The organism is Vibrio profundum, from assembly GCF_050337555.1.
GTDB lineage: Bacteria > Pseudomonadota > Gammaproteobacteria > Enterobacterales > Vibrionaceae > Vibrio > Vibrio profundum.
In genome coordinates this window covers 444,478-462,594 of sequence record NZ_JAKJTA010000003.1, presented here as the reverse complement: position 1 = coordinate 462,594, position 18,117 = coordinate 444,478, and the positions used below count along the sequence as shown (strand labels likewise).

The 18,117-nt window shown below is 45.5% G+C and carries 18 protein-coding genes; 6 read left to right on the top strand and 12 right to left on the bottom strand.

The window, feature by feature from the left end; genetic code table 11:
* The first annotated feature begins 30 nt into the window (after positions 1-30).
* The 5 genes from L4C34_RS02085 to L4C34_RS02065 all read left to right on the top strand — a co-directional run bounded on the left by L4C34_RS02085 (position 31) and on the right by L4C34_RS02065 (position 3,886).
* Positions 31-825 carry a substrate-binding periplasmic protein gene (locus tag L4C34_RS02085; RefSeq protein ID WP_428787675.1) on the top strand — a complete coding sequence of 265 codons (795 nt, stop codon included), beginning with the start codon at positions 31-33 and terminating at the stop codon, positions 823-825.
* A gap of 311 nt (positions 826-1,136) precedes the next feature.
* Positions 1,137-1,676, top strand: a complete 540-nt coding sequence (locus L4C34_RS02080) for a GNAT family N-acetyltransferase (RefSeq protein ID WP_428787674.1) — start codon at positions 1,137-1,139, stop codon at positions 1,674-1,676.
* Between the two features lie 92 nt (positions 1,677-1,768).
* Complete coding sequence (locus L4C34_RS02075; protein ID WP_428787778.1) at positions 1,769-2,461, top strand: TVP38/TMEM64 family protein; 693 nt, start codon at positions 1,769-1,771, stop codon at positions 2,459-2,461.
* Positions 2,461-2,775 carry a putative signal transducing protein gene (locus L4C34_RS02070; RefSeq protein WP_428787673.1) on the top strand — a complete coding sequence of 105 codons (315 nt, stop codon included), beginning with the start codon at positions 2,461-2,463 and terminating at the stop codon, positions 2,773-2,775. Before L4C34_RS02075 ends, L4C34_RS02070 begins: the two co-directional genes overlap by 1 nt.
* Positions 2,776-3,055: 280 nt before the next feature.
* Positions 3,056-3,886, top strand: coding sequence for a substrate-binding periplasmic protein (locus tag L4C34_RS02065; RefSeq protein ID WP_428787672.1), 831 nt, complete (start codon positions 3,056-3,058; stop codon positions 3,884-3,886).
* Positions 3,887-3,973: 87 nt separating this feature from the next.
* On the opposite strand, the gene glgA is transcribed toward L4C34_RS02065, so the two are convergent.
* The 3 genes from glgA to topA form a co-directional block, all read right to left on the bottom strand.
* Positions 3,974-5,425, bottom strand: a complete 1,452-nt coding sequence (gene glgA, locus L4C34_RS02060; protein WP_428787671.1) for a glycogen synthase GlgA — start codon at positions 5,423-5,425, stop codon at positions 3,974-3,976.
* Complete coding sequence (gene glgC / locus L4C34_RS02055; RefSeq protein WP_428787670.1) at positions 5,415-6,632, bottom strand: glucose-1-phosphate adenylyltransferase; 1,218 nt, start codon at positions 6,630-6,632, stop codon at positions 5,415-5,417. The genes glgA and glgC overlap by 11 nt, the downstream gene beginning before the upstream one ends.
* A gap of 488 nt (positions 6,633-7,120) precedes the next feature.
* Entirely contained in the window at positions 7,121-9,754 is a 2,634-nt protein-coding gene (topA, locus tag L4C34_RS02050) for a type I DNA topoisomerase (RefSeq protein WP_428787669.1), read from the bottom strand.
* A 371-nt stretch (positions 9,755-10,125) separates the two neighbouring features.
* On the opposite strand from topA, the gene L4C34_RS02045 reads away from it, so the two are divergent.
* On the top strand, positions 10,126-10,374 hold the full coding sequence (locus L4C34_RS02045) for a DUF2498 family protein (protein WP_428787668.1): 249 nt from the start codon (positions 10,126-10,128) through the stop codon (positions 10,372-10,374).
* A 16-nt stretch (positions 10,375-10,390) separates the two neighbouring features.
* Here the strand turns inward: L4C34_RS02045 and ruvC are convergent, their stop codons facing one another.
* The 9 genes from ruvC to hisD form a co-directional block, all read right to left on the bottom strand.
* Positions 10,391-10,912: a crossover junction endodeoxyribonuclease RuvC gene (gene ruvC, locus L4C34_RS02040; RefSeq protein WP_428787667.1), complete on the bottom strand. Its 522-nt coding sequence runs from the start codon at positions 10,910-10,912 to the stop codon at positions 10,391-10,393.
* Positions 10,913-10,959: 47 nt separating this feature from the next.
* The gene (locus tag L4C34_RS02035; protein WP_428787666.1) at positions 10,960-11,703 is read right to left on the bottom strand and encodes a YebC/PmpR family DNA-binding transcriptional regulator; all 744 of its coding nucleotides are present in this window, start codon (positions 11,701-11,703) and stop codon (positions 10,960-10,962) included.
* Between the two features lie 219 nt (positions 11,704-11,922).
* A complete protein-coding gene (gene hisIE / locus L4C34_RS02030; RefSeq protein ID WP_428787665.1) occupies positions 11,923-12,555 on the bottom strand; it encodes a bifunctional phosphoribosyl-AMP cyclohydrolase/phosphoribosyl-ATP diphosphatase HisIE in 633 nt (210 codons plus the stop codon).
* The gene (hisF, locus tag L4C34_RS02025) at positions 12,552-13,325 is read right to left on the bottom strand and encodes an imidazole glycerol phosphate synthase subunit HisF (RefSeq protein WP_428787664.1); all 774 of its coding nucleotides are present in this window, start codon (positions 13,323-13,325) and stop codon (positions 12,552-12,554) included. The genes hisIE and hisF overlap by 4 nt, the downstream gene beginning before the upstream one ends.
* Positions 13,307-14,044: a 1-(5-phosphoribosyl)-5-[(5-phosphoribosylamino)methylideneamino]imidazole-4-carboxamide isomerase gene (gene hisA, locus L4C34_RS02020; protein WP_428787777.1), complete on the bottom strand. Its 738-nt coding sequence runs from the start codon at positions 14,042-14,044 to the stop codon at positions 13,307-13,309. The genes hisF and hisA overlap by 19 nt, the downstream gene beginning before the upstream one ends.
* A gap of 12 nt (positions 14,045-14,056) precedes the next feature.
* Entirely contained in the window at positions 14,057-14,671 is a 615-nt protein-coding gene (gene hisH / locus L4C34_RS02015) for an imidazole glycerol phosphate synthase subunit HisH (protein WP_428787663.1), read from the bottom strand.
* Positions 14,671-15,744, bottom strand: coding sequence for a bifunctional histidinol-phosphatase/imidazoleglycerol-phosphate dehydratase HisB (gene hisB, locus L4C34_RS02010; RefSeq protein WP_428787662.1), 1,074 nt, complete (start codon positions 15,742-15,744; stop codon positions 14,671-14,673). Before hisB ends, hisH begins: the two co-directional genes overlap by 1 nt.
* Positions 15,745-15,775: 31 nt before the next feature.
* Positions 15,776-16,816, bottom strand: coding sequence for a histidinol-phosphate transaminase (gene hisC / locus L4C34_RS02005; protein WP_428787661.1), 1,041 nt, complete (start codon positions 16,814-16,816; stop codon positions 15,776-15,778).
* 5 nt (positions 16,817-16,821) lie between these two features.
* Entirely contained in the window at positions 16,822-18,114 is a 1,293-nt protein-coding gene (hisD, locus tag L4C34_RS02000) for a histidinol dehydrogenase (RefSeq protein ID WP_428787660.1), read from the bottom strand.
* Positions 18,115-18,117 lie beyond the last annotated feature (3 nt).

Here is an 18,117-nt window from a genome sequence, read left to right as displayed (position 1 = left end):
CAACAAACTTAGAAGCGGGTACAGGCAACGATGAGGAAAGTACTAGAACGACGATTCCATGATTCTACATCTGCTATAACATGGGGGATTATTGTGGTGATATGTGCGTCTCTCGCTTTATTCCCCTTCAAGGCTCAAGCTCAAGAATTTCTCAAACTTGGAACTGTATACCATCCTCCACTCATGGGAACAGATGAGTCTGTATTAAACAAAATGACCATAGCGGCATTTGCCGCTGAAAATATCAAAGTTCATTTTGATATTTACCCAATGGCCCGAATAAAGTGGGCATTAGACGAGCAAAAAAGTCATGCGGTGATCGGATCAAAAAACTGGTTTACAGAAAGAAAACAGTCTTCAAATTTCATCTCAGTCAATCTATATCAAGCTACGTTACACCTGTTTTATCTAAAAGATCGCTTTCCCAATGGAATCAACTTCACTCAGCTAAGTGATCTCAAAAAGTATCGTGTCGGCTATGTTTACGGTGGCGTTTTGGAGGCAAAACTTAAGCGATCTGGAATCGAGCCCCACCTGACTAAAGATTCGGAGCTCAATATCAAAAAGCTTTTCCGCGATCGAATCGATATGGTTGTTGTCACCAAATTTAGTGGCTGGGCAATGGTTCGCAAGAACTACCCCAAAGACATAGAACGTTTTGCCATCGACAGCCACGTCTTGTATCGCGCGAATCTTGATTTGCTGTTCGCGCCAAGTGAATCGGCTCTGGCTAAAACATTCGAACGAGGGCTGCACAAAATTAAAAGCAGTGGTGAGTATGATGAGATTCTTGCTACCTATTTACCTAGGGGATCTAGCCAGTAGACTATACTGGTGAAAAACTTTTTCACCCCCTTACTCGGAGATGAATAATGAAACGTCGACATCTCGTCGTCTTGGCTCCAATATTACTTTATCCTCCTACCGCGATAACTAGTCCTGTAAACCCCGTCATATTTGTCACCAAGTTTTGCCCATTTATGTACTTGGATGACCAAACTCAAACTTAGTGCCGATTTTTAAAGCATATTACAACGATATAGTGTCTATGATTGGACCAAAGAAAAAGTCATCTATTATCAATAAGGCTCTGTTATATTGAGATTAACTTACTATATAGCTGAAGGTCGCCATTGATGAAAATAGACACGCCGAATCTCATTATGACTCAAATCACCGAGGGGGACTGGCCGCTATTCCTTCGCCTTCAGACTGAAAAAGATATAATTGAGCTCTGCTTTGACGCCCCTGATACTGACAAGCTACGAGAAAAGTTCATTTCAAGACTATCGCCTTGGCAAGCGCAAGATTCTCAATGGCTCACACTCGTTATCGTGAATAAAAGGACAGGTGAACAATGCGGCATCACTGGTTTCGTTATCGACAATGGCGTGGCTGAAGTGGGCTACATGTTGTTACCTGAATTCCATGGCAATGGCATTGGCACAGAGTCGCTTCGCGCCGTTATTAATTGGGCAACGCAACAACATCGCATCGCCCACTACCAAGCGGTGGTCACGGCTGGCAATATCGCCTCGGAATGTGTCCTCAAAAAGTGTGGTTTCGAGCTTAAGGAGATACTGCCAAATGCTTATCAGATCGGTAATTCACTCTATGACGACCATATTTATCGCTTCAACGCAGTACAGATTCCGCAATTTGATCCGAACGTGTGAAATTTATTTACCAACCAACCTGTCTACATTGGGGAGCAGTTGAATAAACAAGTTCAACAATCATCAAGCAATCGCTGTATGGAGTCGTTATGATAAATAAGAAGCTAGTGATCGGAATAGTGTTAGTGTCGTTAATTGTGTTCCTCGGTGTTAACTTTGGCCAACACCTCACCATAGAAAATGCCAAAGCTCAGCAAGCTTTACTCAACGGCTTTATTGCCGAACATTTTGTGGTTGCTGCGCTCACCTACTTCTTCGCTTATATTGCCATCACGGCCTTTTCAATCCCTGGCGCAGCAGTCGTAACCCTATTAGGTGCCGCCTTATTTGGCTTTTGGACCAGCTTGCTACTTGCATCATTTGCCAGCACCATTGGCGCGACATTAGCTTTCTTAAGCAGCCGTTACTTGCTGCGTGATTGGGTACAAAGCAAATTTGGCGCAAAACTTTCTGCCATAAACAAAGGCGTGGAGCGCGATGGTTCGTTCTACCTATTCTCGCTGCGACTTATCCCAGTGTTCCCATTTTTCCTAATCAATTTGCTAATGGGGCTAACCCCAATCAGCACGCTACGTTTCTACCTAGTGAGCCAATTAGGCATGCTTCCCGGCACCGCCGTTTACCTCAACGCTGGTACTCAATTATCGCAGATTGATAGCTTATCCGGCATCGTGTCTCCAACAGTATTAGGTTCTTTCGCACTACTAGGTCTCTTCCCTATCATTGCCAAGTGGATCATGTCGAAGATCAGAACCCAGCCGAAAGCCCAAAATGGAAACGCTTGATGAAACTGTATATCGCCACGAATCCGATGGACGCTCATATTCTCTGCTCGTATCTTCAAGTTGAGAATATTGAGTGTGAAGTGCGAGGAGAAAGCTTGTTTGGTTTACAAGGGGAATTGCCCTGCTCCGATGATACCGACCCGTATATTTGGTTACTCAACCCTTACCAGATAAAAAGAGCACAAACATTGGTATCAGAATATCACAATCAACAGTCATCAAAGACACAATGGCAATGCGATAGCTGCAAGGAAAAAAACGAAGGACAATTTGAGTTATGTTGGAATTGCTCTGAGCCGCGCCATGCTACCTAATTCTGATGAAATGACTCTTTATTGAGTCGCTCTTGATTAAGTAGTTTTTGATTAATTGCTTTTGATTAGTTGCTTTTGATTAACTAGTTATTGTTCAAGTAGTTATTAGTTAAACAGCTCGGATAATCGAGTCCAGCTGACTTTGATGAGAAGACCTACTTCCAGCTACGTTTGGCTAGGATTCGCCTAAATTTTCACGACAGTCTGATAAAACTTGGTCCACACTATTAGGGTCTGAAGCCTTTACGGTCAGCAGACCTTAATCGTTATTGAGGACACTATGTCAGGCTTACGTTCCCTACAGTACTTTTCCAGAAAATGCGCCAATAGCATTTTATTGTCGGTCGTGATTATATGCACACCGAATGTATACGCTCAAACAGCCAAGCCACTAGTTAGAATCATCACCACTGAGCACCCCCCTCTCGTTGGAACGCACAATACAATCTTATCCGACATCGTTCTAGCCGCATTTCATAGTCAAAATATACAAATAGAATATGTCACCTACCCTATCGCCAGAATTAGCTGGGCAATGGACAAAGAGAAATCGAGCATCGCTCAAGGTGGATTTGATTGGTTCCAGAACTCACAGCAAAACCAAGAACTCATTTTCATCCCAATTTACTACACAACGATGAACCTATTCGCACTCAAAAAGCATTTTCCTACTGGCGTCCACTATGACAGTCTTGGTGAACTAAAACGTTACCGTATCGGATATGTGCTTGGCGGCGTACTATCTCCCATGCTTACTAAAGCTGAGATAACCCCCTACTTCGTCTCAAGCTTTCAACAAACCGCACAGCTGCTAACACGAGAGCGCATAGATATGTTCGTTGCTCCAGCGGTTGTTGGCTGGCAGGCCATCGGCGAACTCAATGACCAAGATCGAAGCGCATTCACTATCTCGGAGCAAGCGCTAAAGACGGCGAGCGCTGATATTATCCTACACAAGAATCAAAAAGAGTTGGCAAACACTTTCAAGGAAGGTTTGAAGGTCATTATCAATAACGGACATTATTTAGAGATCATAAAGAAGTATCATGGTTCGACCGCTCTCCCTCCCCCGACCAAAAAGCTTATACATCAATACCAAAACACTCAGTAGCTTTCTCCTACGAAGCGTCAACACGATGAAGCACTAACCAAAAAAAGGCGCCAGAGGCGCCTTTCAGTTTAATATTTCAAATAGCAGTTAAGCACTCAAATACAAAGACAAATATTGCTCCGCGGCTTTTTTCCAACAGAAATCTTGTGTCATCGCGTAGGACTGCATTTTTTGTATATCTTGGGGGCATTGTGCATACAAAAGCAAAGAGCGTTGCAACGTCAGCAGCAAGTCATTGGGTTCTGGCTGGTAGAAAACAAAACCTGTCGCTTCGTTTGAATATTCATCACAATCTTTCACACTGTCCTTCAACCCACCGACACCACGAACAATAGGTAATGTGCCATACGCCATGCTGTAGATCTGGTTCAAACCGCAAGGTTCAAACTCAGAAGGCATTAAGAAAAAGTCTGAAGCCGCTTCAACTAAGTGCGCTAAGCGGTTGCTATAGGCTTCCACAAAAACAAACTTATCACGATGCGTTGCAGAAATTTCTTGTAATTGGCTAGCAAGCGTTGGATCGCCCGTGCCAACAATAACCAGCTGCACATCATGCTTTAGAAACTTATCCAAAATTGGCAGCAAGTAATGCAAACCTTTTTGCGAAGTTAAACGGCAAACCATTCCATACATTGCCACCTCACGTTCCGCTAGGCCCAACTCCTTCTGCAACGCATGCTTCGACGCTGCTTTGCCTTTGACCATACTCGCTTCTTCACTAGAGTATGCCATTGGTAAGAATTCGTCAGTTTTCGGGTTCCAAGATGAATAATCACAGCCGTTTAAGATCCCCACCAAATCACGCTGGCGATCAATAAACTCGCGGTGCATCCCATGCCCACCGAGTTCTGTTTTTAGCTCTTCGGCATAACTTGGACTGACTGCATTGATCTTGTCAGCGCTCATTACGCCAGCTTTCAACATAGTGACATGGGTTGAACTGATCGCAGCCTCAGGTACAAATCGCGACTGGAATTCAACTAAACAGTGCAGTTCTTCGTAACTGAACACACCTTTAAACACCGCATTATGGATACTAAGAACGCTTTTAATACCTGTATAAAAGTGATGGTCACGATAGCGATTTTTTAGCAAGTAAGGGACGAGTCCCGTATGCCAATCATTGGCATGTATGACATCTGGCCTGAACGCAAGTTTTGGCAACATATCGAGGCAAGCCGCACTGAAAAAGGCAAATCGCTCGCCATTATCGCTATAGGCTTGATTGTTTTCCGCGTACATTTCTTGGCGATCAAAATATTGCGGGCAGTCGACAAGGTATGTCGGCAATCCTGCCACCTCAAGCGACAAAATCTTATATTTAGTGTGCGGCCACACATCCAAATGTGTATCGAGTACCACCTCCGCACTCTCGACGTGCGCTACATTACGATAAGCTGGGATGGTTAAACGCACGTCTTGGTCTAATTGTCGTAGAGCTTCGGGAAGCGCTTTTGCAACATCAGCCAAACCGCCACTTTTTATCAAGCCTTCAGCTTCTGAGGCAACAAAAAGTACCGATAAACTATTAGAAACCAATTTTCGCTCCTTTTGGAATCACAACCACGCCTTCATCAGACACATGGTAGCGCTGTTTGTCTTCTTCTAAGTGAACGCCAATTTTGGTTCCCGGTGCGATTTCTACGTCTTTATCTAAGATAACGCGGCGTAATACACAGTCTTCACCGATTTTCACATCGCCTAACAAGATACTTTCGCTAATATCACAACAAGAAGCGATATTACTGCGGAACCCTAATACAGACTTTTCAATACGAGATGCACGTACATAGCTGCCGTTACATACAAGGCTATCGATAAGCTGAACGCGTCCATTTTCAGAATCGCTAAATGTTGCAGGGGGTAGTGGCGGGTAGTATGTGTGTAATGGCCATTTACGGTTGTATAAAGAGAAAGGCGCATCTTTTTCTAACAGATCCATGTGAGCCTGCCAGTAAGAATCGATGCTACCAACATCGCGCCAGTAAACTTCTTCTTTCTCACCTGTAATACGGTTTGTGCTGAAATCATAAACAAATACGTCGCCACGCGGTAACATATTCGGGATAATGTCTTTACCAAAATCATGCGAAGAATCTTCTTTATCCGCGTCTTCAATCAGCTCAGAAAATAGCGAGTTGGCTTCAAAGACATAATTGCCCATAGAAACAAGCGCATGCTCTGGGTCACCCGGAATTGATTTTGGCGACTCCGGTTTTTCTTCAAAGCCAATCATGCGTCCATCATGATCCACTTCGATTACACCAAATTGTGTCGCTTCCGACAAAGGCACACGCAGGGCTGAAACGGTTAGCGCGGCTTTCTTTTGCTTATGAAACTCAAGAAATTGGTCGATATCCATTTTATAGATATGATCCGAACCAAAGATACATACATGCTCAGGTTCAGCCAGTTCCATAAAACGTAAGTTTTGATATATCGCATCTGCCGTCCCTTCATACCAACGCTTGCCAGTGCGCATTTGTGCTGGAATTGGGTCGATAAACTGATCTGTGATGCCGTTAATATTCCAACCTTGTTTTAAATGATGGAACAAAGATTGGGACTTAAATTGAGTGAGAACGTAAATTCGAGTTAAACCGGCATTAACAAAGTTATTTAATGCAAAATCGATCAGCCTATAACTACCACCGAATGGCACTGAGGGCTTGCTTCGCGACTGCGTTAGTGGTCTTAAACGTGAACCTTCTCCACCAGCGAGAATCATACCTAATACACCAGCCATTATTTCTTATCTCCATGTCTTTTTATTGTTTAAAGAGCTCTTTTCACTGGCGTGATCACCTTCAGCTACCAGTATTACCAAAAAGCACTCTTATCCTTTCAGCCCACTAAATGTTCATTTTGTGCGCATTACGTCGCGATGATGTGCGGATCAGACTAAATCGCAGATAATTATCCTGCACAATATGCATGATCCGTCACATGCTAAGAATACAATACCTTTATATGAAGCACTTGTCTCGCAAAAAATTCGATAACAACAATGGAAATATAGTTCTTGAAATCATAATGTTATATATCAATAAAGGCTTACTACCGATACATCAAAGATATTAATCCACCACTCATCACGCCATCTGAATGATGAATAACTAGTCACTTTGACGATTTTATTATCAATAAACCTCAGCAGACCAATATTAGCTCCCCTAAGTGACAAAAATATAAAAAAAAAGCCACCGATAACGGTGGCTTTCGAAAACTAATTTTTTAAGATTCTTTTTTCGGCTTTTTACGCTTATCGGTAATTTCCCATTTACCATCAACGTATAACCCAGTCCAACCTGACGGTTTGCCATCGACTTCTGAACGAATGTAGTTCTCTTTCGATTTACGGCTAAACCTAACGACCGTTGGTTTACCATCTGGGTCTTCCGTCGGTGCATCTGCTAGGTATTGGAACTTCTCCGGTAAACGCTCCTTAAAGCGCGCCAGTTCGCCCACTAGCGGTGCGCGAGTTTCACGCGACTTTGGAAAGTTGCTCGCAGCCATAAACAGGCCCGATGCGCCATCTCGCAAAACGAAGTACGCATCTGATTTCTCACATGGCAATTCAGGGAAATGCACAGGATCTTCTTTTGGCGGTGCCACTTCACCATTTTTTAAGATCTTACGAGTGTTCTTACAGTCATCATTGGTGCAATCCATATACTTACCAAAACGACCATTTTTCAACGTCATGTCAGAGCCACACTTGTCGCATTCGACTACGGGTCCATCATAGCCCTTCACTTTGAATTCACCATGTTCGACAACATAGCCTTCGCAGTTCGGGTTATTACCGCAGACATGCATTTTGCGTTTTTCGTCTATCAAATACGCATCCATTGCAGTTTCACAAATTGGACAACGCTTTTTCGCTCGTAGTGCGGCAGTTTCAACGTCTTCTTCCAGAACATTGATAATGCCTTCTTCATCACCAAGGTTAATCGTAGTTTTACAGCGCTCTTTCGGTGGCAACGCATAGCCTGAACAACCTAAGAATACCCCCGTAGATGCGGTACGAATTCCCATTGGTCGAGAACACGTTGGACATTCAATGTCTGTCTCCACGATATGGTTAGGCTTCATACCGCCTTGATCTTCGTCTTCTTCGGCTTTGGTTAAGTCACCAGTGAAATCGGCGAAGAAATTATCAAGCACTCCTGTCCAATTCGCTTCGCCTTCTGCAATTTGGTCTAACTTTTGTTCCATACGAGCAGTAAAGTCGTAGTTCATCAAATCGTTGAAGCTGCCATCAAGACGATCGGTAACAATTTCACCCATCTTCTCAGCGTAAAAACGGCGCTGATCGACACGCACATAACCGCGATCTTGAATCGTGGAAATGATCGATGCATACGTCGATGGGCGGCCAATGCCTTTCTTTTCTAACTCTTTCACCAAGGCCGCTTCAGTGAAGCGCGCTGGCGGTTTAGTAAAGTGTTGCTTTGGATCGAGCTCAGACAAGGTTAGCTTGTCGCCAACTTGCACTGCTGGCAAAATTTGATCTTCATTCTTACCAAGTGGGCGCTGTACACGAGTCCAACCATCAAACTTGAGGATGCGACCCTTAGCTTTCAAGGTATACTCTGCCGCTTTCACACTTACAGTCGTAGAATCGTATTTCGCAGCTGTCATTTGACAAGCAACGAACTGGTTCCAAATCAAGGCATACAACTTGTGAGCGTCTGCCTCCATGTTTTGCAGCTCGTCAGCTTTCACTTCCACGCTCGATGGGCGAATAGCCTCGTGCGCCTCTTGAGCGCCCTCTTTGCTGCCATAGGCTTTTGGCTTTTCTGGTAGATACTCGCCGCCAAATTCACTGTTAATGAATTCACGTACCGCGTCTACAGCCTCTGAGCTGAGGTTGGTTGAGTCCGTACGCATATAAGTGATGTAGCCCGCTTCATACAGTCTCTGTGCAAGCATCATCGTTCTCTTCACCCCATAACCAAGACGCGTACTGGCGGCTTGTTGCAAGGTAGAAGTGATATACGGTGCTGACGGCTTACTGGACGTTGGACGATCTTCTCGCTTGCAAACTTCGTAATTTGCTTTCTCTAGTATCGCGACAGATTGCGTAGCCTGAGCTTCGTTAACTGGCTTGAAGGCAACGCCATCTTTTTGCGACACCTGCAAACGAAATGCCGTGTCATTTGGAGTTGTGGTGTCCGCATGAATATCCCAAAATTCTTCTGGAATAAAAGCATTAATGGCACGCTCTCGCTCAACCAGCAACTTAACAGCAACGGATTGAACTCGGCCAGCAGACAAACCACGCGCGACTTTTTTCCACAGAAGCGGAGAGACCATAAAGCCCACAACGCGATCCATGAAGCGACGAGCTTGCTGCGCGTTCACTCCATCGATATTCAACTCACCGGGTGATTCAAAAGCTTGTTGAATCGCATTTTTGGTGATTTCGTTGAACACAACGCGTTTGTATTCCGTGCCTTCCGTACCAATGATTTCGCGTAGGTGCCATGCAATCGCTTCTCCCTCACGGTCCAAATCGGTCGCGAGGTAAACGCAATCTGCGTCCTCTGCGAGCTTTTGCAGCTCCGCTACGACTTTCTCTTTGCCGGGCAAAATTTGATAGTTGGCTTCCCACTCATTATATGGGTCGATTCCCATTTTCTTAATTAGGGATTTACGGTCTTTTTCTTTCTTTAGGCGAGCTTTTTCTTCTGGGCTCAAGCCTTTTGTCGAGACCGCTGCAGCTTTTTTGCCAGTAGACTGGCCGGCAGTTGGAAGATCGCGCACATGTCCAACACTGGACTTTACGACGTAGTCTTTACCAAGATATTTATTTATCGTTTTTGCCTTCGCTGGAGACTCCACGATAACGAGTGATTTACCCATAATAGATTTAAACGCCTTTCATCACTGTGCATGATTTATCGCACAACGTACCAAAATATGAATTCTTTTTTAATATCGAGCCTGAATTCTAGAAGATCAATATCTTTTTAGAAAATTAATTTCAATCCGACTGGACTGAACGAACAATAAAACGTCAAAATGGCACCGTTCTTATACAACTGGGTTAGGATAATAACGGCAAAAGAGTAGACTTGTTATACTCTACCTGACTAAGATAGAGCAATAAAGCGTGCTGTTCATCACAAAGCCAAACATCTTTATCCTTGGTTGAATCTCAGTTGTGCAGTAAGTAAACACTAGTCTGTGTCAAAAACCACATGCCTGAATCAAATAAATACATGGGAGTTAACATGAACCATCCTCAGCCCATCGATCCTAGCTCCTTGCTTATGATTGCAAATCAGTTGATCCAAGATCACCCTAGTTATCTAATAGGCATGCGTGCATTCACTGTTGAAGAGCGCGATCACGTGCTGATATTCAAAGGTGAATGTTTTCTCGACCCGCAGGGAATGCCAACCAAACAGACCCCTGCAGCGTTTAACATGTTCAAATACCTAGCACATCAGTTATCAGGGCAGTTTTCTCTACTGGCTTAACACGCGATTCCAACCGTTATCGATATCGCCCTTGCTTAGAGCCTGTGGCCTTTCCTGCCAGCGCCACCAACGTTTTGTTGGTGTTAGCATGACATATGGCCACTCCAAGCGCATCAGCGGCATCAGATTGCGGTTTACCCGGTAACTTAAGCATGTGCTGCACCATATGCTGAACTTGCGTTTTGTCCGCACCACCGGTGCCAACAACCGCTTGCTTTATCAATCGCGCTGCGTACTCGTAAACTGGTAAATCAGCGTTTACCGCTGCCACAATCGCGCTGCCTCTCGCTTGGCCAAGCTTTAAGGCAGAGTCAGCATTTTTTGCCATAAACACCTGTTCGATAGCAAAAACATCCGGCTGAAATTGAGTAATAATTTCGGTTACGCTGGCATAGATTTGCTTTAATCGACCAGGTAATTGCTTTTCGGACATACGGATACAGCCACTTCCCAAATAATGTAAGTGCCTACCTTGTTGCTGTATAACGCCATACCCCGTGATACGTGAGCCCGGGTCTATCCCTAAGATTATCGACACTCACTGACTCCTATTCGATCTTTTTTCATTATTTTGTAAACTGTCAGTTATAAACTGTCAGCAACTTCTTGAGAAATATCACCGTTATGATAGACCTCTTGTACATCATCAAGATCTTCTAACGCATCGATAAGGCGCAGTAGCTTAGGCGCACTTTCAACATCTAGCAAGGCTTTCGTTGAGGGTAATAGGGTAACTTCAGCGTGAGAGGCGTCAAAACCTGCTGCATCCAGCGCGTCTTTAACACTGCCGAACTCATGTGGCTCCGTAAATACATCAATCGCACCGTCTTCCGCCGTTTCAATATCATCCGCTCCCGATTCTAGCGCCACTTCCATGACTGCGTCTTCTTCTAAACCCGCAGCATAGGAAATCACTCCTTTTTTAGTGAACAAATAGCTCACGCTCCCATCTGTGCCAAGATTGCCACCAGATTTAGAAAAAGCATGTCTAACGCCCGAAACCGTACGATTTCGATTATCTGTCATACATTCCACCATCACAGCGGTTCCAGCTGGACCGTAACCTTCATAAATGACGGTTTCCATACCATCATCACCTTCTCCTCCAGCGCCACGGCTAACGGCGCGGTTCACAGTATCTCTGGTCATGTTGTTTGATAGCGCCTTATCAATCGCGGCACGCAAACGAGGGTTATTTTCAGGCTCACCACCCCCTTCTTTTGCAGATACGACAATCTCTCGGATAAGTTTGGTGAAGATTTTGCCGCGCTTGGCATCTTGTGCTGCTTTTCGATGGCGAATGTTCGCCCATTTACTATGACCAGCCATGTGAGTCCTTATTATTATTGGAATAAACGATGCAACATTATATACCCAACTCTCCTCAGGGTGCATTATCCAGAGTGCAATCCGCCTGCTCATTTTGAGGAAAAACTAAAGGAAGTCATTGCCGAAAGTTAAACTAGACCGGATGAGAAAGGACCCAAGTAAAGCAAAACGTTAGGATCAAAAAAGGGCCACGTTAAGGCCCCTAAAACTGAAAGCGCTCTATTGGTGTCGCTGCTTCAGTTTATCAATCACCTCGCTCAGAGATAGCCCCTGATCTTGCAACAAAACCAATAGGTGATAAATCAGATCGGCTGATTCACAAACCAATTCCGCTTTGTCTGCCGTTGCGGCTGCAAGCGCCACTTCAACGCCCTCCTCGCCGACTTTCTGAGCAATCCTTTTCGTGCCACTGCTGTACAAGCTCGCGGTATAAGAGGACTCCGGATCTGCGTTTTTCCGCTCTGCAATCAAACTTTCAAGCTGGCTTAACCACACCATTTGGCTTTCCTGCTGTAGCGAATCGCCCCAGCAAGTCGTAGTGCCAATATGGCAAGTCGGCCCTTTGGGCACAACTTGCACCAGTAAGGTATCATTGTCGCAATCGATGGAGATCCCCTTCAAGTTAAGATAATTCCCCGACGTTTCTCCTTTAGTCCATAGACGTTGTTTGCTACGAGAGAAAAAAGTCACGCGCTGAGTTTGGCATGTTTGCACCAATGCCTCTTGGTTTAAATAGCCCATCATCAGTACTTGGCTTGAACGATAGTCTTGAATAATGGCAGGAACGAGCCCATCAACTTTATCCCAATCAATCTTTTCAATGAGCGTATTACTGTCTACTGCATCCATCATAGCCGTACCTCAACACCGTCTTTATATAAATACTGTTTAAGCTCACCAATATTGATGATCTGCTTGTGAAACACAGAGGCTGCAAGAGCCCCATCCACGTTGGTTTCATTGAAAGCGGCCTTAAAGTGAGACATCTCTCCCGCACCGCCAGAGGCGATTAGTGGCACCTTACACACTTCTCGCATCGTCTTAAGTTGCGTGAGATCATAACCCTTACGAACGCCGTCTTGGTTCATCATGTTGAGCACGATCTCACCCGCGCCTAACTGCTGAACCTTCTGTAGCCAATCTCGTGTTTGCCATTGCGTCGCTTTGGTGCGCTTTTCATCACCCGTAAACTGATACACCTGATATTGGCTAGTCACTTGGTCAAAATAGGAATCAACACCCACCACAATACATTGAACACCGAACCTATCAGCTAACTCGGTAATCAAGCTTGGGTTGGCTAACGCGGGAGAGTTAATCGATACTTTATCAGCACCAAACTGCAGTATTTCTCCAGCATCGGCGCAAGATTTAATCCCACCTGCAACGCAAAATGGAATATCAATTACTTCAGCAACTTTTTCGACCCAGCTTTTATCCACCACTCGGCCATCACTTGATGCCGTAATATCATAAAACACCAGTTCATCGGCGCCTTCTTGTGCATAACGCTGTGCTAACGGTACGATATCGCCAATAATTTCATGCTGGCGAAATTGGACACCTTTGACCACTTGACCGTCGCGCACATCAAGACAGGGAATTATTCGCTTTGCCAACATGCCATCGCCTCCTCAGCACTAAACTTACCTTCTAATAGAGCTTTACCAACAATGACGCCGCTTACTCCAGTGGAGCGCAAATCTTGGATATCCTGCAGACAGCCGATCCCGCCGGATGACTGAAAGTGAACGTCGGGGTAGAGGCGACATAAATCGGCATACAATTCAACATTGGATCCCTGCAAAGTGCCATCACGGGAAATATCGGTGCAAAGTACATGCTTGAGGCCAACGGTGCGAAAATCTGCTATTAGTTGTTCTATGGTCAAGGTCGATGTTTCTTGCCAACCGGAGGTGGCGACATGACGTGTACCCTTTTCATCGATATTAATATCGAGGGCGAGCACGATGTACTCTGCGCCGTACTTCGTCATCCACTGCTTAACCAGTTCTGGATCATGCACCGCAGTTGAGCCGACCACCACGCGGTTTGCGCCTGCATTGAGCAAATCTGCTACATCTTGCTCTGTTCGCACACCACCGCCAATTTGCACATGGGCGGAAGTCGCCAATAACAACTTCGCAATCACATCCAGCTGCCTCGCGGAGGTATCTTTCGCGCCGGTCAAATCCACTAAATGCAGCCACTCGGCCCCTGCTTGCTGATACTGCTGAAATTGTTCCACTGGGTTAACCTGATAAGGGGTTACTTGCCCATAGTCACCTTGAAACAAACGTACTACCTGACCATCAATGAGGTCCAATGCTGGAATTATCATCACTTAACCTCGCTACAACTCTAAGAAGTTTTGAATCAATTTGGCGCCTGCCTTGCTAGAACGCTCGGGGTGAAACTGAACCCCATAGTAGTTGCCACACTGAAGAGCGGCAGTGAACGGCAAACCATATTGGCACTGAGCAATCGTATTCGTGCCAACAGGCATGGCAAAACTATGCACAAAATAAAAATATTGGCCTTGCTCAAGTCCACGAAAAAGAGGGTGCCCTTCAGTCGCCACCACTTGATTCCAGCCCATATGAGGAAGAGGCAGCCCTTGCGCCTCCATCGCTTGAATCGGTGATTCACAGATCCCCAAACATGGAACTGGCTCCCCACCTTGACTGCCCGTTTCTTGTGATAAAGTGCCGAGTAGTTGCATACCCAAACAAATCCCCAGTAGAGGCTGTTCAATTTGTTTAATTAGGTCAACTAATCCGCGCTGCGCCAAATTTTCCATCGCCGCTTGCGCTGTGCCAACACCCGGTAAAAAGACTTTATCCGCCGCAAGTACCACCGCATGGTCACAAGAAATCGTCACCTGATAACCTAGTCGTTCAATAGCGAACTTAACCGAAGAAACATTTGCGCACCCAGTATCAATAATCACCACATTTTGCTGTTGCACTACAAGACCCCTTTACTACTTGGTAACTCATTACCTTCCACTTTTATCGCTTGGCGAAGAGTCCGACCAAATGCTTTGAATAAACTCTCGATAATATGGTGATCATTATTACCTGAGGAGGATAAGTGCAAGGTGCAAGCTAAAGCATCACTTAACGAGCGGAAGAAGTGCACCACCATTTCAGTGGAAAAATCCCCCACACTTTGACGCTGAAACTCGGCCGAAAACTTCAAATAAGGACGGCCGGATAAATCCAGCGCACATTGTGCTAAGCACTCATCCATCGGTAAGCTAAACCCGAAGCGGCCAATTCCGCGTTTGTTGCCGAGTGCTTTCTTCAACGCTTCACCCAGTGCGAGCGCGGTATCTTCCACTGTATGGTGGTCATCGATATGCAGATCGCCATCGACAGACAGTGATAGTTCAAAGCCACCATGAGTCGCAATTTGGTCCAACATGTGGTCGAAAAAACCGATACCTGTCGCTATGCTGTTTTGCCCAGTAGTATCTAAATCAACCCGCACTTTAATGTCCGTTTCTTTGGTCTGACGTACCACTTCAGCGACACGACCGCCAGTAGTCAAAGCTTTCACTATCGTTTTCCAGTTCATCTTCTCTGGGTGATACTGAATGCCTTGAATGGCCATGTTCTCTGCAAGTTGTAAGTCCGTGGTACGATCGCCAATCACAGCAGAGTTTGTAAAATTCACTAACCCATTGTGCAAATACTGACGAACAAGCCCCAATTTAGGTTTACGGCAACTGCACTGTTCTGATTCGAAATGCGGGCAAATTAGCACTTCATCAAACTTAACCCCTTGAGAGGCGAAAATTGCCATCATCATTTGGTGAGGTGCATCAAAATCGACTTGTGGGTAGCTATCCGTCCCCAATCCATCTTGGTTTGTGACCATCACTAATTTGTATCCAGCAGCTTGCAGAGTCAGCAAACTAGGAATCACATCCGGTTCAAACTCTAGTTTGTCCAGTCGGTCTACTTGAAAATCAATCGGCGGCTCAACAATCAAAGTGCCATCTCGGTCGATAAATAATATGTTCTGTTGTTCGTTCACGGGCGGTTTCCTTACGGCTGAAACAAAAGCGTTAACAATAAAAGTCGCGAATAAAGCTCAATACACTTTCACATTCTTGTCGGTTACCGACGCTGATTCGTATTCCATCATCCACGGGAGATTGACGCAGAATCACTCCGCTGTCCCACGAGGCTTGAAACAAAGCTGCACTGTCAGGGAACTGCGCCAGAAGATAATTGCCCCAGCCATCATGGACTTTCACATTCGGGATCATTGCTAAACCAACATGGAGGTACGCTCGATTCGCATTGAGATCCAAAATTTGGTATTTCATCCTTGCCAAGCCAGCTGGAGACAGTGCCTGCAACGCAATATTGCATACTGGTAGAGGAACAGGATACGGAGCGATCACTTTCTTGAACGCCTTAATTAAAGGGGTATTGGCCAACGCAAAACCGCAGCGAAGTCCTGCTAAAGCAAATGCTTTGGACAATGTGCGCAAAATAACTAAGTTTTCATAGCGTGAAAGCAACTCAACGGAGGAAACCTCTGGGCAGAAATCGATGTACGCTTCATCAATCACCACAACCGCCCTGCCTTGGGTCATCTTAAGTAGACTCTCAATATCTTGGCGAGCCATCACGTTCCCAGTCGGGTTGTTTGGACTGCACACAAAAACAAGCTTATTTCCCGCTAAATTGGCTTCAATCGCCTTTAAATCAAGCTGCCAGTCTGGTGTTAGCGGCACTTCCGTCCGGCTTACGCCCGCCGTTTCGGCAGTGATGCGATACATACCATATGTCGGCGGACAGAACAGAATGCCATCCACATTTGGCTCGCAAAACGTTCGCACAAGCAGTTCAATACCTTCATCAGCCCCTCTCATTGTGAGCACTTGATCGCTAGTTACCCCAGCATAATTGGCATACGCCGCAAGGAGCTCTTCCGGTTGGCATTCAGGGTACCGATTTAGCCCTGAAAAGGTCATATTATAATCGTTATCAAATGGTGACTCATTGGCATTTAGCCACACGTCGCCATCACCACCAATGCGCCGAGCAGACATGTAAGGTTCTAAATCTCGGATTTGCTTTCTGATTAGTTTTTCCACTTGAGTTAATCCTTTTGCAACTGTTCAACACGTATCGTCACCGCGCGTTTATGCGCTTCTAGCCCTTCGGCTTGGGCAATTTTTTCCACGGTAGGTGCGAGATTCAATAACCCTTCAGGCGTTAGTTCTTGTACTGTCATTCGTTTCGAAAAATCCGCCAAGCCTAAACTAGAGAAAGTTCGAGTATACCCATAAGTAGGCAAAACATGATTGGTACCTGACGCATAATCGCCAACCGATTCTGGTGACCATGCCCCTAAAAAAATCGAGCCTGCATGTTCTAATTGCGGCAATAATTCTCTAGGGCACTCTGTTTGAACAATCAAGTGCTCAGGTGCATAGAGGTTAGATACGAGCACGGCCTGCTCAAGAGATTCCACTAAAATCGTGGTACTGGCTGACAACGCTTGTTCGGCAATTTCCGAACGTGGCAAGTCTTTTAATTGAATATCAATCGCGGCGGCTACCTGACTGGCCAAACTATCCGAGGGAGTCACTAAGATGACTTGTGAATCAGGTCCATGTTCTGCTTGGCTTAACAAGTCAGATGCAATAAATTCTGGATCGGCTTTGTCATCAGCAATCACTAAAACTTCAGACGGACCAGCGGGCATATCAATAGCCGCGCCATTAACTGCTTGGCTGGCTTGGCGCTTTGCCTCCGTCACATAGGCATTTCCCGGACCATAGATTTTATCGACTTTACTGATACTTTCCGTGCCAAATGCCATTGCGGCAATCGCCTGCGCTCCGCCAACTTGATAAACCTCATCGATTTGACACAACTTAGCGACATACAAAATCTCGTCAGCGATAGGGGGCGGCGAGCAAAGAATAGTTCGGCGGCATCCTGCTACCTGAGCAGGAACCCCCAGCATCAACACAGTGGAAGGCAAAGGCGCGCTTCCTCCGGGGATATAAAAGCCGACATTGTTTATCGGTCGAGTGATTTGCTCGCAAACCACCCCCGGCTGGGTTTCGACGCGGATAGTAGGAGCCTCCTGAGCTTGATGAAATTTAGAAATATTATCATAGGCTTGCTGCAATGCTGCTCGTATATCCTCGGGCAATCTCTCGGCAGCAGCATCTACATCTTGCGTAGAGACTAAAAAGGCGTCTAACGTGACCGAGTCAAATTTTTCACTCCATGCCTTAAGAGCGCTATCCCCGTCCACGCGAACACTTTGTACAACCTCATCCACTACTGAGGCAATGCTTTCACTCGATGATATGGCAGGACGCTGTAATACTTGTTGTTGCTCCGCAGCAGATAATGCTGCCCAATTTTGCGTTCGCATTAT

Coding starts and splice junctions, on each gene's coding strand:
- L4C34_RS02085 (WP_428787675.1), top strand. CDS start 31: ATGAGGAAAGTACTAGAACGACGATTCCATGATTCTACATCTGCTATA.
- L4C34_RS02080 (WP_428787674.1), top strand. CDS start 1,137: ATGAAAATAGACACGCCGAATCTCATTATGACTCAAATCACCGAGGGG.
- L4C34_RS02070 (WP_428787673.1), top strand. CDS start 2,461: ATGAAACTGTATATCGCCACGAATCCGATGGACGCTCATATTCTCTGC.
- L4C34_RS02065 (WP_428787672.1), top strand. CDS start 3,056: ATGTCAGGCTTACGTTCCCTACAGTACTTTTCCAGAAAATGCGCCAAT.
- glgC (WP_428787670.1), bottom strand. CDS start 6,632: ATGGCTGGTGTATTAGGTATGATTCTCGCTGGTGGAGAAGGTTCACGT.
- topA (WP_428787669.1), bottom strand. CDS start 9,754: ATGGGTAAATCACTCGTTATCGTGGAGTCTCCAGCGAAGGCAAAAACG.
- L4C34_RS02045 (WP_428787668.1), top strand. CDS start 10,126: ATGAACCATCCTCAGCCCATCGATCCTAGCTCCTTGCTTATGATTGCA.
- L4C34_RS02035 (WP_428787666.1), bottom strand. CDS start 11,703: ATGGCTGGTCATAGTAAATGGGCGAACATTCGCCATCGAAAAGCAGCA.
- hisIE (WP_428787665.1), bottom strand. CDS start 12,555: ATGATGGATGCAGTAGACAGTAATACGCTCATTGAAAAGATTGATTGG.
- hisF (WP_428787664.1), bottom strand. CDS start 13,325: ATGTTGGCAAAGCGAATAATTCCCTGTCTTGATGTGCGCGACGGTCAA.
- hisA (WP_428787777.1), bottom strand. CDS start 14,044: ATGATAATTCCAGCATTGGACCTCATTGATGGTCAGGTAGTACGTTTG.
- hisD (WP_428787660.1), bottom strand. CDS start 18,114: ATGCGAACGCAAAATTGGGCAGCATTATCTGCTGCGGAGCAACAACAA.